The following is a 14,945-nucleotide window of genomic DNA, read 5'->3' as shown; positions in this document are numbered from 1 at the left end:
GCCGAGAGCGTAGAAGCATACGGCGGACCTGCGCAGATGCGTAGGTTCGCCGTATGGCACCCATCGAACTCACCAGGATCACCCCGCGACTGCACCTCCTCGACTACTCCATCGGCCAGGCCTACCTCTGGCAGGACGAGGAGGAGCTGACCTTGATCGACGCCGGCTGGGCCGGCCTGGCGGACGAGACGGCGGAGGCCATACGGTCCGCCGGCCTGGACCCGGACCGGCTGCGCCGCATCGTGCTGACCCACTGCCACCGGGACCACGTGGGCGCGGCGCAGGAGCTGGCGGACCGGCACGGGGCCGAGATCCTCGCGCACGGGCTCGACGCGCCGGTGATCCGGGGCGAGGCGCCGGTGCCGGAGCCGCACCTCCTGGACTGGGAACTCCCGCTGTTCGAGCACGGGGTGACCTCGCCGGAGGCGCCGCCGACCCGGGTCGACCGGGAGGTCGAGGACGGCGAGGTGCTCGACTTCGGCGACGGCGCGGTGGTGGTGCACGCCCCCGGCCACACGCCCGGCTCGATCGCCGTCCATCTCCCGCGTCACGGCGTGCTGTTCACCGGGGACACGGTGGCGTCGGTGCCGGACGTGATGTTCGGTGTGTTCCATGTCGACCGCGCTCTCGCCCTGGACTCGATGCGGCTGCTCGCGAAACTGGGCCCGTCGGTGCTGTGCTGCGGTCACGGCGCGCCGGTGACCTCGGACACGGCGGCCCGGCTGAGGGCGGCGGCAGCGACGGCAACGGCCTGACGAAGGCCGTCGGCGCCGGCCTCCGTCCCCGGCCGTCAGCCCACCGGGTTCCTGGCCCCGGCCGTCAGCCGTCCCGTCAGCCCACCGGGTCCCCGGCCTCCAGGTTGAGCACCGTGCCGCGTTCGCGGGCGCGCAGGGCCCAGCGGAGGCGGCGGTAGCGGACGGGGGGCAGGAGGTCGGCGGCCTCCTCCTCGGTGACGAAGCGCCAGTCGCGGAGCTCGGCGCCGGGGAGGTGGAGGCGGGCCGTGTCCGCGGGGCCCAGCGTGCCGCCGTCGAAGAGGAGGCGGAGTCCGCCGTAGCCAGGGGGCTCGGGGCGTTCCCAGTCGACGAGCAGGAGGCGGGGCACGGCGTCGAGTTCGAGGCCTATCTCCTCGGCCACCTCGCGCAGTCCGGCGCGGGCCGGGGGTTCGCCCGCCTCGACGACGCCGCCGGGGAACTCCCAGCCCGGCTTGTAGGTCGGGTCGACCAGGAGGAAACGGTCCTGCTCGTCGAAGAGCAGGACTCCGGCGGCGACGGTCTCACCGGTCGGTTCGGGGGTCTGGACGATGCCACAGGGGGCAGCGCGGCCCACCCGGACCGCGTCGGCCACGGACCGGGCGACCTCGGCCACGGTGAGCGCCGAGGTGTCGACCACGTACGCGTCGTCGGCGAGCCAGTCGAGCGCGGCCCGGTACGGCGCGAGATGGCCGTGGCACCACTCCCGGACGCGGGCGTCGATGTCGGGGTCGTCGTACTCGGACCTGTTGTCGATCCGCTGCCGCAGGATCGTTTCCTCCGGGGCGAGCAGCACATGGCGGACGTCGATGCGACGGGCGGCGAGCCCGCCGAAGATCTCGTCCCGGTACTCCTGGCGCAGCAGGGTCATGGGGACGACCAGGACGCCGCCGAGCTCGGCGAGCAGGGCGGCCGCGGTGTCGACCACCAGGCGCCGCCAGATCGGCAGGTCCTGGTAGTCCTCGACCTCGGCGAGCCGTTTGGCCGGAAGGAGGGTGCGCAGGCCCCCGCCGGTGACCTCGGGGTCGTACAGCGTGCTGTTCGGGATCAGATCGACCAGCTCGCGCGCGGTGCTGGACTTCCCCGCGCCGAACGCACCGTTGACCCAGACGATCACGATTCCCCCTCTTCGACAGCCCCCTGTGGATTGCCCCCAACACCCTGCCACGGAAACCACGAACACATGTCCTGGCATATGCGTCCGCTTGGGCATGTGCGTGACACTTCCGCGCGGGGGTCGTTGAGAACGGCAAGCACGAGGGGGTGCGGAGAATGAGTCGTAGGGTTCTTGAACGTTTTCCGGCCGGCGGTCCGCGGGGCAGCTGGCCGGCGGAGGAGTTCGCCGGGGCGCGACGTGACGAGGGGGTGCCGGCGCGGGTCGTCATGGACCTGGCGTCCGACACCTTCCTGGTGATCGTCGAACAACGGACGGCGGAGCGGGTACGCGAGGAGTGAGCCGGGGGTCCGGCCCGCCGGGCGGCCGCGTCAGGACACCGCCGCCGCCGCGGCGCCGAGGAGGCCCGCGTCGGTGCCCGTGAGGGCCGGGACCACGGTCAGGTTCCGGACGAAGTCGAGCGTGGCGTACGTGGCGAGGCCGCGGCGCAGCGGGGCGAAGAGGACCTCCCCGGCGCCCGCCACCCCGCCGCCGACGACCGCGATGTCGATCTCGACCAGGGTCGCCGTCGCGGCGATGCCCGCCGCGAGGGCCTGGGCCGCCCGCTCGAACGAGGCGACGGCGACCGGGTCCCCCGCGCGCGCCGCGGCGGCCACGGCTGCCGCGGAGGCGTCGCCGCCGGGCCCGGGGCGCCAGCCGTTCTCCAGGGCGCGGCGGGCGATGTGCGGGCCGCTGGCGATGCGTTCGACGCAGCCACGTCCGCCGCAGGCGCAGGGCTCGCCGTCCATGTCCACCACCATGTGGCCGATGTGACCGGCGTTGCCGGTGGGGCCGGGGTGGAGCCTGCCACCGAGGACGAGGCCGCCGCCGACGCCCGTGGAGACCACGAGGCAGAGGGCGTTGTCGTGGCCACGGGCGGCGCCGAGCCAGTGCTCGGCCGCCGTCATGGCGACGCCGTCGCCGACCAGGGTGACGGGCCGTCCGCCCGCCGCCTTGTGGACCCGTTCGACGAGCGGGAAGTCGCGCCAGCCCGGCACGTTGACCGGGCTGACCGTCCCCCGGTACGCGTCGACCGGGCCCGCGCTGCCGATGCCGACGGCCCCGGCGGCCTCCCACAGGGGCGAGCCCGCGAGGTCGGCGAGCACGTCCCCGACCGCGCCCATCACCGTCTCGCCGTCCTCACGCGCGGGCGTGGGCCGCTGAGAGCGGACACGAATGCGCCCCTCGGAGTCGACCAGGGCACCGGCGATCTTGGTGCCCCCGATGTCGAGAGCGACGACGAGTCCGTCGAGGGGGCCCGTGGCGGGATCGGTCTGCATGGGCGCGGGGACTCCAGTCGGCGACGTGGGGCGGAACGGTGTCTATGGTGTCCCGTTCCGTACAGTCTCCCCTCCCATGACAACGTTGTCCAGGCCCTATGATTCGGCCAAGGAGTCGATCAGACACCGCCGTACGACCGGCCGCACCGCTCTTGGCCGGTCGACCCGCCCTTCGACGGAGGAACCGCGCACCGTGGCCGACATCGCCCGCCGCACCGAGCACCGCTACGGCAACCGGCCCACGATGAAGGACGTCGCCGCGCGCGCGGGCGTCGGCCTGAAGACGGTGTCCCGGGTCGTGAACGGCGAGCCCGGGGTCACCCCGGACACCGAGCGACGGGTCCAGGAGGCCATCGAGGTCCTCGGCTTCCGCCGCAACGACAGCGCGCGGGTGCTGCGCAAGGGCAGGACGGCGACCGTCGGCCTCGTACTGGAGGATCTCGCCGACCCGTTCTACGGGCCGCTCAGCCGGGCGGTCGAGGAGGTCGCGCGGGCGCACGGGGCCCTGCTCATCAACGGTTCGAGCGCCGAGGACCCGGCCCGGGAGCAGGAGTTGGCGCTCGCCCTCTGCGCGCGCCGGGTCGACGGTCTGATCGTCATCCCCGCCGGTGACGACCACCGGTATCTGGAGCCGGAGATCAGGGCGGGCGTCGCCACCGTCTTCGTCGACCGCCCCGCCGGGCTGATCGACGTCGACGCCGTGCTGTCCGACAGCTTCGGCGGGGCGCGTGACGGTGTGGCCCATCTGATCGCCCACGGACACCGGCGGATCGGCTTCATCGGTGACCGGCCCCGTATCCACACCGCGTCCGAGCGGCTGCGCGGCTACCGCGCGGCGATGGAGGACGCGGGCCTGGCGGTCGACGACGCCTGGGTCTCGCTGGGCTCCACGGAGCCTGAGCGGGTGAGGACGGCCGTACGGGAGATGCTGGACGCGCCGGAGCCCGTGACGGCGCTGTTCGCCGGGAACAACCGGGTGATGGTCACGGTGGTCCGTGCCCTCGCGGGGCGCCCTCGGCCGGTGGCCCTGGTCGGATTCGACGACATGGAGCTGGCCGACCTGCTCGGCATCACGGTCATCGCCCAGGACGCGGCCGCGCTCGGCCGGACGGCGGCGGAGCGTCTCTTCCGGCGTCTGGACGGGGTCGACGACGCGCCGGAGCAGGTGGTGCTCGGCACGACGCTCCTGGCGCGCGGCTCGGGCGAGATCCCGCCGCCGGCCGTCTGAGCGACGGCCCGAGCGCCACCCTCCGACCAGCCGCCCTCCGACCAGCCGCCGCCCGGACAACGGCCGTCCGGGCAACGGCCGTCCGGGCAACGGCCGTCCGGGCAGCGACTGTCCAAGCGGCGGTCGTCCGGGCAGCGCACTCGGGGGGCCACCGACGCGGCGGCCCCGGCGGTGGTGACGCTACTCGGCGGAGGCCGTGAGGTCGCCGCGGCGCGGGGCCGCGAAGCGGTCGAGGGCGGCCCGGTTCATGCCGGTGAGCGCGTCGACCTCGGCGGTGTCGAGGGCGCCGCAGTCGATGCCGCGCAGCAGGTACGAGCTCAGCGCCTTGGCCGTCGCCGGCTCGTCCATGACGTCGCCGCCGGCGTGGTTGGCGTACGCGGAGAGGCGCTTGGCGGCGGCCTCGAAGCCCTCGCGGTAGAAGGAGAAGACGGCGGCGTACCGGGTGGGGATGTGACCCGGGTGCATGTCCCAGCCCTGGTAGTACGCGCGGGCGAGGGCGCGGCGGGTGAGGCCGTAGTGGAGGCGCCAGGCCTCGTGGACGTGCTCGGTGGAGCCGACCGGGAGGACGTTGGTGGAGCCGTCGGAGACCCGTACGCCCGTGCCCGCCGCGGCGACCTGCATGATCGCCTTGGCGTGGTCGGCGGCCGGGTGGTCGCTGGCCTGGTAGGCGGCGGAGACGCCGAGGCAGGCGCTGTAGTCGAAGGTGCCGTAGTGCAGTCCGGTGGCACGGCCCTCGGCAGCGCCGATCATGCGGGCGACGGCGGCGGTGCCGTCGGTGGCGAGGATGGACTGGCTGGTCTCGATCTGGATCTCGAAGCCGAGGCGGCCGGCGTCGAGGCCGTGGGCCTTCTCGAAGGCCTCCAGGAGGCGGACGAAGGCGGAGACCTGCTCGGGGTAGGTGACCTTGGGGAGGGTGAGGACGAGCCCGTCGGGGAGGCCGCCGTTCTCCAGGAGGCCGGTGAGGAAGACGTCCGTGGTGCGGATGCCCCGGTCGCGGACCGCGGACTCCATGCACTTCATCCGGATGCCCATGTACGGGGCGGCCGTGCCGTTCCGGTAGGCGTCCGAGATCAGCCGGGCGGCGCGGGCGGCGTCCTGATCCTCGTCCTCGCCGGCGTACCCGTCCTCGAAGTCGACCCGGAGGTCCTCGATGGGCTCGCGCTCCAGCTTGGCGACCACGCGGCCGTAGACGTCCTCGGCGAGGTCGTCGGAGAGGCCGAGGACGGACGCGAAGGAAGCCGCGTCGGGGGCGTGCTCGTCGAGGGCGGCGAGGGCCTGGTCACCCCAGGAGCGGATCGTTCCGGCCTCGAAGACGTTGCCGGGGACGTAGACGGTGTGGACGGGCTGGCGGGTGCCGGGGTCTCCCGGGTAGCGGCGGTCCAGCTCGGCGTCCACCGCTGCGAGGGAGGCGCTGATGCCCTCGCTGACCGCGCCCGCGAGGCTCGTCGACACCTTCTCCTGCTGACCCATCCCACATCCTCCTATTTTCCGCTTCACGGAATCAACAATCCGTATGGCGAAGTTAGTAGTCCGTCGGGACCTGAGTCAATGGTTGTCCGAAACGACAGGGGGCCGCGCGGTGATCATCACCGCGCGGCCCCCGGACCGTACAGAAGCGCAGGTCACGCCTGCGCCGCGAGATCAGCCCTTGCGGGACTTGACCTCTTCGGTCAGCTGCGGGACGACATCGAAGAGGTCGCCCACGACGCCGTAGTCGACCAGGTCGAAGATCGGCGCCTCGGCGTCCTTGTTGATCGCGACGATCGTCTTCGAGGTCTGCATGCCCGCGCGGTGCTGGATCGCGCCGGAGATGCCGGAGGCGATGTACAGCTGCGGCGAGACCGACTTGCCGGTCTGGCCGACCTGGTTGGAGTGCGGGTACCAGCCGGCGTCGACGGCGGCACGCGAGGCGCCGACGGCGGCACCGAGCGAGTCGGCGAGCGCCTCGATGATCCCGAAGTTCTCGGCACCGTTGACGCCACGGCCACCGGAGACCACGATCGCGGCCTCGGTCAGCTCCGGGCGGCCGGTCGACTCGCGCGGGGTACGGGCGGTCACCTTGGTGCCGGTGGCCAGCGCGCCGAAGGAGACCGCGAGGGCCTCGACGGCGCCGGCGGCCGGGGCGGCCTCGACGGGAGCCGAGTTCGGCTTGACCGTGATGACCGGGGTGCCCTTGGAGACACGGGACTTGGTGGTGAAGGAGGCGGCGAACGCGGACTGCGTCGCGACCGGGCCCTCGTCACCGGCCTCCAGGTCCACGGCGTCCGTGATGATGCCGGAGCCGATGCGGACCGCGAGGCGGGCCGCGATCTCCTTGCCCTCGGCGGAGGACGGGACGAGCACGGCGGCCGGGGACACGGACTCGTACGCGGCCTGGAGCGCGTCGACCTTGGGGACGACGAGGTACTCGGTGAACTCGGGGGCGTCGGCCGTGAGGACCTTCACCGCACCGTGCTCGGCCAGGACGGCCGCGGTGTCGGCGGCGCCGTTGCCCAGCGCGACGGCGACCGGCTCGCCGATGCGGCGGGCGAGGGTCAGCAGCTCCAGGGTGGGCTTGCGGACGGCTCCGTCGACGTGGTCGACGTAGACGAGAATCTCAGCCATGGGACTTCAATCTCCTGCGAACGAAAGGGGCGGTCTGAGGGGCTCGCGCGAGTCCCGGACGATCTCCGGGCTCGCGAGACTGCCTCTTAGATGAACTTCTGGCTCGCGAGGAACTCGGCGAGCTGCTTGCCGCCCTCGCCCTCGTCCTTGACGATCGTGCCGGCGGTGCGCGCCGGACGCTCGGCGGCGGAGTCGACCGCGGTCCAGGCACCGGCGAGGCCGACCTCGTCCGCGTCGATGTCCAGGTCGTCCAGCTCCAGGGACTCCACCGGCTTCTTCTTGGCGGCCATGATGCCCTTGAAGGAGGGGTAGCGCGCCTCGCCCGACTGGTCGGTCACGGAGACGACCGCCGGCAGGGAGGCCTCCAGCTGCTCGGAGGCGGTGTCGCCGTCACGGCGGCCGGTCACGATGCCGTTGGGGCCACCCTCGATCTTCACCTCGGAGAGCAGCGTGACCTGCGGGACGCCCAGGCGCTCGGCGAGGATCGCCGGGAGGACACCCATGGTGCCGTCGGTGGAGGCCATACCGGCGATGACGACGTCGTAGCCGGTCTTCTCGATCGCCTTGGCGAGCACCAGCGAGGTGCCCATGACGTCGGTGCCGTGGAGGTCGTCGTCCTCGACGTGGACGGCCTTGTCGGCGCCCATGGAGAGCGCCTTGCGCAGCGCGTCCTTGGCGTCCTCGGGGCCGACCGTCAGCACGGTGACCTCGGCGTCGTCCGCCTCTTCGGCGATCTGCAGTGCCTGCTCGACGGCGTACTCGTCGAGCTCCGACAGCAGGCCGTCGACGTCGTCGCGGTCGACCGTCAGGTCGTCCGCGAACTTACGGTCTCCGGTCGCGTCGGGCACGTACTTCACACAGACAACGATCCTCAAGCTCACGCCGGCTCTCCTACTGCATCGTCATAACTGGGCTGCCTTGTTGCTCGCAGCATAGGCGCCTGAAGGGCGGGTTTCCGGTCGGGGCGCCGGACGCCCCGACCGAAATATTACTCGCCAGTACACCCAGTCCGTTACCAGTAAGCAAGCGCTCAGCGATGTGATCTGCCCAACGCGCGCAGAGCGCCGCGCACGGGAACTCTCAGTCGCGCAGCGCGTTGAAGCGGCCGTGGTGGTACAGGAGCGGCCGACCCGCCCCGTCCGGGTCCCCGGCGACCGCCTGCGCGATCACGATCCGGTGGTCACCGGCGGGCACCCGGGCGACCACGCGGCAGACCAGCCAGGCGAGTACGCCGTCGAGCACCGGCACGCCCTCGGGTCCCGCGCTCCAGCGGGTCCCCTCGCCGAAGCGGTCGGCGCCGCTGCGGGCGAAGGTGGCGGCGAGCTCCTGCTGGTGCTCGCCGAGTATGTGGACGCCGATGTGCTCGGCCTCGGCCAGCACGGGCCAGCTGGAGGAGCTCGTGCCCACCCCGAAGGAGATCAGCGGAGGGTCGGCGGCGACGGAGTTGAGCGAGGTCGCGGTGAAGCCGACGGGGCGCTCCCCGTGCGCGGTGACGACCGCGACGCCGGCCGCATGCCGGCGGAAGACGGAACGGAGCAGATCCGGGGAGGCCTGTCGGGGTGCGCCGATGGCGGGAACGGTGCCGGGTCGGAGGTCGGGCGTGACCGTCATGGAGTTGTCCTTCTGCGAGGGCGGCATGAGAGAGGTCCGGGGGTGGTCAGACACCCGGACAGCGCGCGCTCGCGTTGCGGGCCAGGTCCACATGGGTCCGGCCGTAGAGAAGGAGTTCTTGGGGCACCCCGCCAGAGTGGCGATCGTTGCCGCGTGCAGTCAAGTGCGTACCGGGATGTGGGAGAAGTGTCACCGCGTCAGACCGCCCGCCCCAGGGCGGCGATGACGTCGGCCTTGCGCGGCTGTCCCGCGGCCCGGCGGACGACGCGGCCGGTGCGGTCGAGGACGAGGACGGTGGGGGTCCTGGCGATGCCGAGCGCGCGTACGAGATCGAGCCGTTCCTCGGCGTCGACCTCCACGTGCCCGACGCCCGGGACCATCGCGGCGACTTCGGCGAGGGTGCGCCGGGTGGCCCGGCAGGGCTGACAGAACGCGGTGGAGAACTGGACCAGGGTGGCCCGCTCCCCCAGGGGGACGCCGAGCACCTCGGGTCCCAGCGTGTCGGTTCCCTCGGGTCCCGGCGTGTCGGTTCCCTCGGGTCCCGGCGTGTCGGTTCCTTCGGTTCCGGGTATCTCGGTCACCCCTGTTCCCTTCTCTGTCGTCCGTCTCACCTGGTGCAGCGTCGCACGAGAGGGTTCGATTCCCGCCACGACCACCACGAGTGACGAGAATCTCCCTGTACGAAGCCGCCTGGACTGGTCACGGCGGCCCACATGGGGCACGATCTGCCCAAAGCCGAAAACCTACGGCTGCGTAACTTCGCCGGGAGAACCCTCCCCAGGCACAGAAGAAGGGGTTCCTCTCAGATGGCAGAACTCGTGTATCGGCCGGTCGTCGGCGCCGCTCTGACCATGTTCAAGGCGCTCGACCTGAAGATCGACACGCAGGGTTCGGAGCACATCCCGCGCACGGGTGGCGCGGTGCTCGTCTCCAATCACATCAGCTATCTGGACTTCATCTTCACGGGCCTGGCCGCGCTCCCGCAGAAGCGCCTCGTGCGCTTCATGGCGAAGGACTCGGTCTTCCGGCACAAGATCTCGGGGCCGCTGATGCGCGGCATGAAGCACATCCCGGTGGACCGTTCGGCGGGCGAGCACGCCTACAAGCACGCGCTGGAGTCGCTGCGGGCGGGCGAGATCATCGGCGTCTTCCCCGAGGCGACCATCTCCCAGTCGTTCACGCTCAAGGGCTTCAAGACGGGTGCGGCGCGGCTCGCCCAGGAGGCCGGGGTGCCGCTGATCCCGATGGCGCTCTGGGGTACGCAGCGGGTCTGGACCAAGGGCCGGCCGCGCAACTTCAGGCGCAGCCACATCCCGGTGACGATCCGCGTCGGCGAGCCCGTGGAGGCTCCCTCCGACCAGTACGCGGGCGCCATCACGCGACGGCTGCGCGAGCGCGTCCAGGAGCTCCTGGAGGCCGCGCAGCGCGCCTACCCGGTGCGCCCCAAGGACGCGAACGACACGTGGTGGGTGCCCGCGCACCTCGGGGGCACGGCTCCGACGCCGGCCGAGGTCAAGGACGCCGGCTGACGGCAGGGCGAGACCGAACGGCGCCCCGCTGAATCGTCACTCCGGATCGCGGACCGTGATCCGGGCCCCAGGGCTGAGCTTCTCCAGCGACTCCGCCAGCTCGGCGCCCGCCGCGAGGAGCTCGTCCCGGGTCATCGGGGCGAGCGATTCGAGCAGGAAGAGCGCGTCGACGGTGTCGTCGTCGATGCGGGTACGGGGGCCCTGGCGCCAGTTCCAGCGGCGGCAGGTCACGCCCTCCTCGTCGCACCAGACGATCTCCCCGGGCTCGGGGTGCTCCACCGTCTCCGCACCGCCCGCCATGGTGACGAAGGGCTCGTCGCCGGTGGCGCGGACCAGGCGCATGGCGCCCCGGATCCTGCCCAGGTCCTCGCCGCCGACGGGGATGAGGTGGGCGACGCTGACCGCGTTGTAGGCGTCGACGAGCCGGTTGATGCGGGGCAGCCCGCCGTCCGCGAGCGCCCGCTTGGCGAGCGCCTCCGCGGAGTTGCGGGTGCGGGAGGGCTTGGCGCCGAACGCGGTGTACGCGGCGCGCCAGGCGGCGATGTGCGGGTCCTGGTCCGGGGTCCGGCCGTCGAGCCGCTCGGCGAGCCGGCGCGCGGCATCGTCGAGGAGGCCCGAGCCGACCTCGTCGCTGGGTCCGTTGACCAGGCCGTGGGCCTCGATCACCAGAGCGGTGAAGCCGGGTACGAGGGTGCGCACCTCGTCGGAGACGGTGAGCGTGAGGGTCATGGTCCGCCGTTCGCTGATGTCCGGGGTCAGAGCTCGGTGGGGAGCGTCCGCCAGAGGTACGGCCGGTCGGGGGCGGCGCGCAGCGCGTCCAGAACAGCCGGATGCGGTTCAGTGTAGAGCACCGGATAATCCACTTCATTGCACTCTGGCCGTACGGCCCAGGCCAGCCGCTCCTCCCGCAGGGAGAACTGGGCGTCGATTCCGGGCTTGTTCCCGCGCACGTCCTGGCGGGCCCAGGACCGCTCCCCGGGCAGCAGCACGGCGACGAGACCGTGGATCACCGGGTTCGAGCCGTCGTCGTCGGCGAGCCGCTGGTAGCAGAGAGCGGCCGGGATGTCGCGGGCCCGCAGGAGCGCGGCGTACGCGATCGACTTGGCGTAGCAGATGCCGGTGCGCTGCTCCAGGACGTCGGAGGCGCGCCAGGTGACGCGGGGGTCGTCGGCGTCGGCGGAGTGCGGAATGGTGTCGCGTACGTACCGGTAGGCCGCTTCGGCGTATGCGTATGCATCGGGGTGCTCATCGGCGAGATGACGGACGGCGGCCCGGACCACCGGGTGTTCGTGGTCGACCGCCTCGCTCGCGGCCAGATAAGCGGCGACGTCAGGGCTCTGCTGGATGAGTTCTATGGGTTCCATGCGCGTGGAGCGTACGGAAGCGGCCGAACGGGAGTCAATGACTTTCCGTCCGGCCGCATATTCATGCACTCAGGGCTGGCGCGCCAGCTCTTCCTTCAGGGCCTGGAGGAAGGCGTCCACGTCGTCCTCCGTGGTGTCGAAGGCGCACATCCAGCGCACGTCGCCGGCCGACTCGTCCCAGAAGTAGAAGCGGAACCGCTCCTGGAGCCGCCGGGTGACCTCGTGCGGCAGACGGGCGAAGACCGCGTTGGCCTGCACCGGATAGAGGATCTCCACCCCGTCGAGCTCGCGCACGCCGACCGCGAGGCGCTGGGCCATCGCGTTGGCGTGGCGGGCGTTGCGCAGCCACAGGTCCTTCGCGAGGAGGGCCTCCAGCTGCACCGACACGAAGCGCATCTTCGAGGCGAGCTGCATGGACAGCTTGCGCAGGTGCTTCATGTGGCTGACCGCGTCGGGGTTGAGGACGACGATCGCCTCGCCGAAGAGCATGCCGTTCTTCGTGCCGCCGTACGAGATGACGTCGACGCCCACGGCGTTGGTGAACGCGCGCATCGGTACGTCGAGCGAGGCGGCGGCGTTGGCTATCCGGGCCCCGTCGAGGTGCACCTTCATGCCCTTGGCGTGGGAGTGCTCGACGATCGCGCGGATCTCGTCCACCGTGTAGACGGTGCCCAGCTCGGTGTTCTGGGTGATCGAGACGACCTGCGGCATCGCCCGGTGCTCGTCCTCCCAGCCCCAGGCCTGCCGGTCGATCAGCTCGGGGGTGAGCTTGCCGTCCGGGGTCGGCACGGTGAGCAGCTTGAGGCCGCCCATCCGCTCCGGCGCCCCGCCCTCGTCCACGTTGATGTGCGCGGACTCGGCGCAGATGACGGCGCCCCAGCGGTCGGTGAGCGCCTGGAGGGCGGTCACGTTCGCCCCGGTGCCGTTGAAGACCGGGAAGGCCTCGGCGGTGGGGCCGAAGTGGCCGTGCATGATCCGCTGGAGGTGCTCGGTGTACTGGTCCTCGCCGTAGGCGACCTGGTGGCCGTCGTTGGCGAGGGCGAGGGCCGCGAGGACCTCGGGGTGGGCGCCGGCGTAGTTGTCGCTGGCGAAGCCCCGGACCGACGGGTCGTGGTGACGACGTGCGTCGGTCCTGGGGCCGAGGGCCGCGGTCACGGCTTGGGGGTCAGCCACAGACGCTGTCCATTCACTTCCTGGGCGGGCCTGCTCCACAGACCGGCGATCTCGTCGGCCAGGACGGTGACGTCGGTGAAGCCCGCGAACTTCGCGTTGGGTCGCTCGGCGCGCATGGCGTCGTGCACCAATGCCTTGATCACCAGGATCGCAGCCGCCGCCTGCGGGCCGTCGTCGCCCCCCAGCTTGCGGAACGAGTCGGCCATGGCGAGGGTCCAGGCCTCGGCGGCCGCCTTGCCCGCGTTGTACGCGGCGTTGTTGGCGAGCGGCTTGTGCGCGCCGACCTGGCTGATCAGGGCGTAGCGGCCGCGGCCGCCGGACCGCAGCAGCCCGTCGTGGAACGCGAGCGAGGTGTTCTGGACCGTGCGGATGAGGAGCTTCTCCAGGAAGTCCCAGTCCGCGAGGTCCGTCTCCGTGAAGGAGGAGCTGCCGCGCCAGCCGCCGACGAGGTGGACCAGGCCGTCGATCCGGCCGAACTCCTTCTCGGTCTTGGCGGCCCAGTCGCGCGTGGCGTCCAGGTCGAGCAGGTCGACGGTGTCACCGACGACCTTGGCGCCGCCGTGGGCGTAGCGGGCGGCGTCGACGGCCTCCGCGAGGCGCGCCGGGTCGGCGTCGGAGCCGACGACGGTCGCGCCCGCCTCGGCGAGGCGCATCAGCGCCGCACGGCCGGCCGGGCCGGCCGCACCGGCGACCGCGATGACGGCGCCGTCGAGCGGCCCGCCGTTTCCGTTGGCGGTCATGGGCGACGCCTCCTCCGTGTCGTCGGTACGAGCGCTCACGCGGCAGCCTGCTCGGTCCGCTCGGCCCGCGAGACCCCGTCGGCGGTGATCCCCTTGGTGTCGGCGATCACGCCCTTCAGCTTCTTGGCGAGGGCCTCAAAGAACATGCTGAGCGGAAACTCGTCCGGAAGCACGTCGTCGACGAGCTTGCGGGGCGGGAGGGAGAGGTCGAGGGCGTCGGGACCCTTGGCCCACTTCGAGCCCGGGTGCGGGGCGAGGTAGGTGGAGACGAGCTCGTACGCCTTGAACCAGTGGACCAGCTTGGGGCGGTCGATGCCGTCGCGGTAGAGCTTCTCGATGTCGGCGCAGAGCTGGTTGGTGACCTCGGGGGCCCGCTGCCAGTCGATCTTGAGGGTGTTGTCCGTCCAGCGCACCACGTCGTTCTTGTGGAGGTACGCGAAGAGGAGCTGGCCGCCGAGACCGTCGTAGTTGCGGTTGCGGTCGCCGGAGAGCGGGAAGCGGAACATCCGGTCGAAGAGGACCGCGTACTGCACGTCACGGCCGTGGGTGTTGCCCTCGGCCTCCAGCTTCACGGCCTCCTTGAAGGCGGTGAGGTCGCAGCGGAGCTCCTCGAGGCCGTACATCCAGAAGGGCTGACGCTGCTTGATCATGAAGGGGTCGAAGGGCAGGTCGCCGTGGCTGTGGGTGCGGTCGTGGACCATGTCCCAGAGCACGAAGGCCTTCTCGCAGCGCTCCTGGTCGTCGATCATCGCGGCGATGTCGGCGGGCAGCTCGATGCCGAGGGTGTCGACGGCGGCCTCGGTGACCTTGCGGAAGCGGGCGGCCTCGCGGTCGCAGAAGATCCCGCCCCAGGTGAAGCGCTCGGGGGCCTCGCGGACGGCGATGGTCTCCGGGAAGAGGACGGCCGAGTTGGTGTCGTACCCGGCGGTGAAGTCCTCGAAGGTGATCCCGCAGAACAGCGGGTTGTCGTAGCGGGTGCGCTCGAGCTCGGCGAGCCACTCCGGCCACACCATGCGCAGCACGACGGCTTCGAGGTTGCGGTCGAGGTTGCCGTTCTGCGTGTACATCGGGAACAGCACCAGGTGCTGGAGCCCGTCCACGCGGTCGGCGGCCGGCTGGAAGGCGAGCAGCGAGTCCAGGAAGTCCGGGACGGTGAAGCCGCTCTCGACCCACTTGCGCAGGTCGGAGACGAGGGCGCGGTGGTAGGCGCCGTCGTGCGGGACGAGCGGGGAGAGCTGCTCGACCGCGGCGGTGACCCGGTCGACGGTCAGCTCGGCCACGGCCTTGGCCGGCGCGTCCTCGCGCTCGAAGTCGATGGAGCCGTCCGCGCTCTGCCAGGCGCGGATCTCCTCCACGGCATTCTTGAGCTCGGGCCAGGCGGGGTGGTCGATCACCCGGGCGGCGGTGGATATCCCCCCACCAGTCACGTCCTGCACAAGAATTTCCGTCATGCCTCTTCCTTCACAGGAGAACCTCGCGTCAAGACACCGTAACCATGGACGGTTCTCGGCCAC

General features: G+C 71.7%; 16 protein-coding genes. 4 read left to right on the top strand and 12 right to left on the bottom strand.

All coding sequences use genetic code 11. The features are described 5' to 3' along the window. Positions 1 to 62 precede the first annotated feature (62 nt). Positions 63 to 755, top strand: coding sequence for an MBL fold metallo-hydrolase (locus N5875_RS33810; protein ID WP_318207337.1), 693 nt, complete (start codon positions 63 to 65; stop codon positions 753 to 755). Positions 756 to 831: 76 nt separating this feature from the next. On the opposite strand, the gene N5875_RS33805 is transcribed toward N5875_RS33810, so the two are convergent. Continuing rightward, complete coding sequence (locus N5875_RS33805; RefSeq protein ID WP_318206454.1) at positions 832 to 1,866, bottom strand: NUDIX domain-containing protein; 1,035 nt, start codon at positions 1,864 to 1,866, stop codon at positions 832 to 834. A gap of 155 nt (positions 1,867 to 2,021) precedes the next feature. Here N5875_RS33805 and N5875_RS33800 point away from each other — a divergent pair, with 155 nt between their 5' ends. Then, positions 2,022 to 2,204, top strand: a complete 183-nt coding sequence (locus tag N5875_RS33800) for a hypothetical protein (RefSeq protein ID WP_318206455.1) — start codon at positions 2,022 to 2,024, stop codon at positions 2,202 to 2,204. A 30-nt stretch (positions 2,205 to 2,234) separates the two neighbouring features. Here N5875_RS33800 and N5875_RS33795 read toward each other — a convergent pair whose 3' ends face one another. Then, a complete protein-coding gene (locus N5875_RS33795) occupies positions 2,235 to 3,182 on the bottom strand; it encodes an ROK family protein (RefSeq protein ID WP_338498019.1) in 948 nt (315 codons plus the stop codon). A 193-nt stretch (positions 3,183 to 3,375) separates the two neighbouring features. Between N5875_RS33795 and N5875_RS33790 the strand changes: the two genes are divergently transcribed. Next, positions 3,376 to 4,410, top strand: coding sequence for a LacI family DNA-binding transcriptional regulator (locus N5875_RS33790; protein WP_318206457.1), 1,035 nt, complete (start codon positions 3,376 to 3,378; stop codon positions 4,408 to 4,410). A 180-nt stretch (positions 4,411 to 4,590) separates the two neighbouring features. On the opposite strand, the gene N5875_RS33785 is transcribed toward N5875_RS33790, so the two are convergent. The 5 genes from N5875_RS33785 to N5875_RS33765 form a co-directional block, all read right to left on the bottom strand. Beyond that, positions 4,591 to 5,880: an aldolase/citrate lyase family protein gene (locus tag N5875_RS33785; RefSeq protein ID WP_338498017.1), complete on the bottom strand. Its 1,290-nt coding sequence runs from the start codon at positions 5,878 to 5,880 to the stop codon at positions 4,591 to 4,593. 171 nt (positions 5,881 to 6,051) lie between these two features. Continuing rightward, positions 6,052 to 7,014 (bottom strand): electron transfer flavoprotein subunit alpha/FixB family protein, encoded by a 963-nt coding sequence (locus N5875_RS33780; RefSeq protein WP_318206459.1) that lies wholly within the window; start codon positions 7,012 to 7,014, stop codon positions 6,052 to 6,054. 86 nt (positions 7,015 to 7,100) lie between these two features. Beyond that, positions 7,101 to 7,895 (bottom strand): electron transfer flavoprotein subunit beta/FixA family protein, encoded by a 795-nt coding sequence (locus tag N5875_RS33775; protein WP_318206460.1) that lies wholly within the window; start codon positions 7,893 to 7,895, stop codon positions 7,101 to 7,103. A 199-nt stretch (positions 7,896 to 8,094) separates the two neighbouring features. Continuing rightward, positions 8,095 to 8,625, bottom strand: coding sequence for a flavin reductase family protein (locus tag N5875_RS33770; RefSeq protein WP_318206461.1), 531 nt, complete (start codon positions 8,623 to 8,625; stop codon positions 8,095 to 8,097). Positions 8,626 to 8,822: 197 nt separating this feature from the next. Further along, complete coding sequence (locus tag N5875_RS33765; protein WP_318207338.1) at positions 8,823 to 9,122, bottom strand: thioredoxin family protein; 300 nt, start codon at positions 9,120 to 9,122, stop codon at positions 8,823 to 8,825. A gap of 309 nt (positions 9,123 to 9,431) precedes the next feature. Between N5875_RS33765 and N5875_RS33760 the strand changes: the two genes are divergently transcribed. Further along, a complete protein-coding gene (locus tag N5875_RS33760; RefSeq protein WP_318206462.1) occupies positions 9,432 to 10,154 on the top strand; it encodes a lysophospholipid acyltransferase family protein in 723 nt (240 codons plus the stop codon). Between the two features lie 36 nt (positions 10,155 to 10,190). Here N5875_RS33760 and N5875_RS33755 read toward each other — a convergent pair whose 3' ends face one another. The 5 genes from N5875_RS33755 to N5875_RS33735 all read right to left on the bottom strand — a co-directional run bounded on the left by N5875_RS33755 (position 10,191) and on the right by N5875_RS33735 (position 14,882). Further along, positions 10,191 to 10,883, bottom strand: coding sequence for a phenylalanine--tRNA ligase beta subunit-related protein (locus N5875_RS33755; RefSeq protein ID WP_318206463.1), 693 nt, complete (start codon positions 10,881 to 10,883; stop codon positions 10,191 to 10,193). A gap of 26 nt (positions 10,884 to 10,909) precedes the next feature. Continuing rightward, positions 10,910 to 11,509, bottom strand: coding sequence for a transglutaminase family protein (locus tag N5875_RS33750; protein WP_318207339.1), 600 nt, complete (start codon positions 11,507 to 11,509; stop codon positions 10,910 to 10,912). Between the two features lie 78 nt (positions 11,510 to 11,587). Next, positions 11,588 to 12,673, bottom strand: a complete 1,086-nt coding sequence (locus N5875_RS33745) for a low specificity L-threonine aldolase (RefSeq protein WP_318207340.1) — start codon at positions 12,671 to 12,673, stop codon at positions 11,588 to 11,590. Next, a complete protein-coding gene (locus N5875_RS33740; RefSeq protein ID WP_318206464.1) occupies positions 12,670 to 13,431 on the bottom strand; it encodes an SDR family oxidoreductase in 762 nt (253 codons plus the stop codon). Before N5875_RS33740 ends, N5875_RS33745 begins: the two co-directional genes overlap by 4 nt. A gap of 35 nt (positions 13,432 to 13,466) precedes the next feature. Then, the gene (locus tag N5875_RS33735) at positions 13,467 to 14,882 is read right to left on the bottom strand and encodes a DUF6421 family protein (RefSeq protein ID WP_338498012.1); all 1,416 of its coding nucleotides are present in this window, start codon (positions 14,880 to 14,882) and stop codon (positions 13,467 to 13,469) included. Positions 14,883 to 14,945: the final 63 nt, after the last annotated feature.

This window comes from Streptomyces sp. SJL17-4, from assembly GCF_036826855.1.
In the GTDB taxonomy this organism is placed as follows: domain Bacteria; phylum Actinomycetota; class Actinomycetes; order Streptomycetales; family Streptomycetaceae; genus Streptomyces.
The sequence above is the reverse complement of the archived record's forward strand: the minus strand, read 5'-3'. Positions and strand labels throughout refer to the sequence as shown.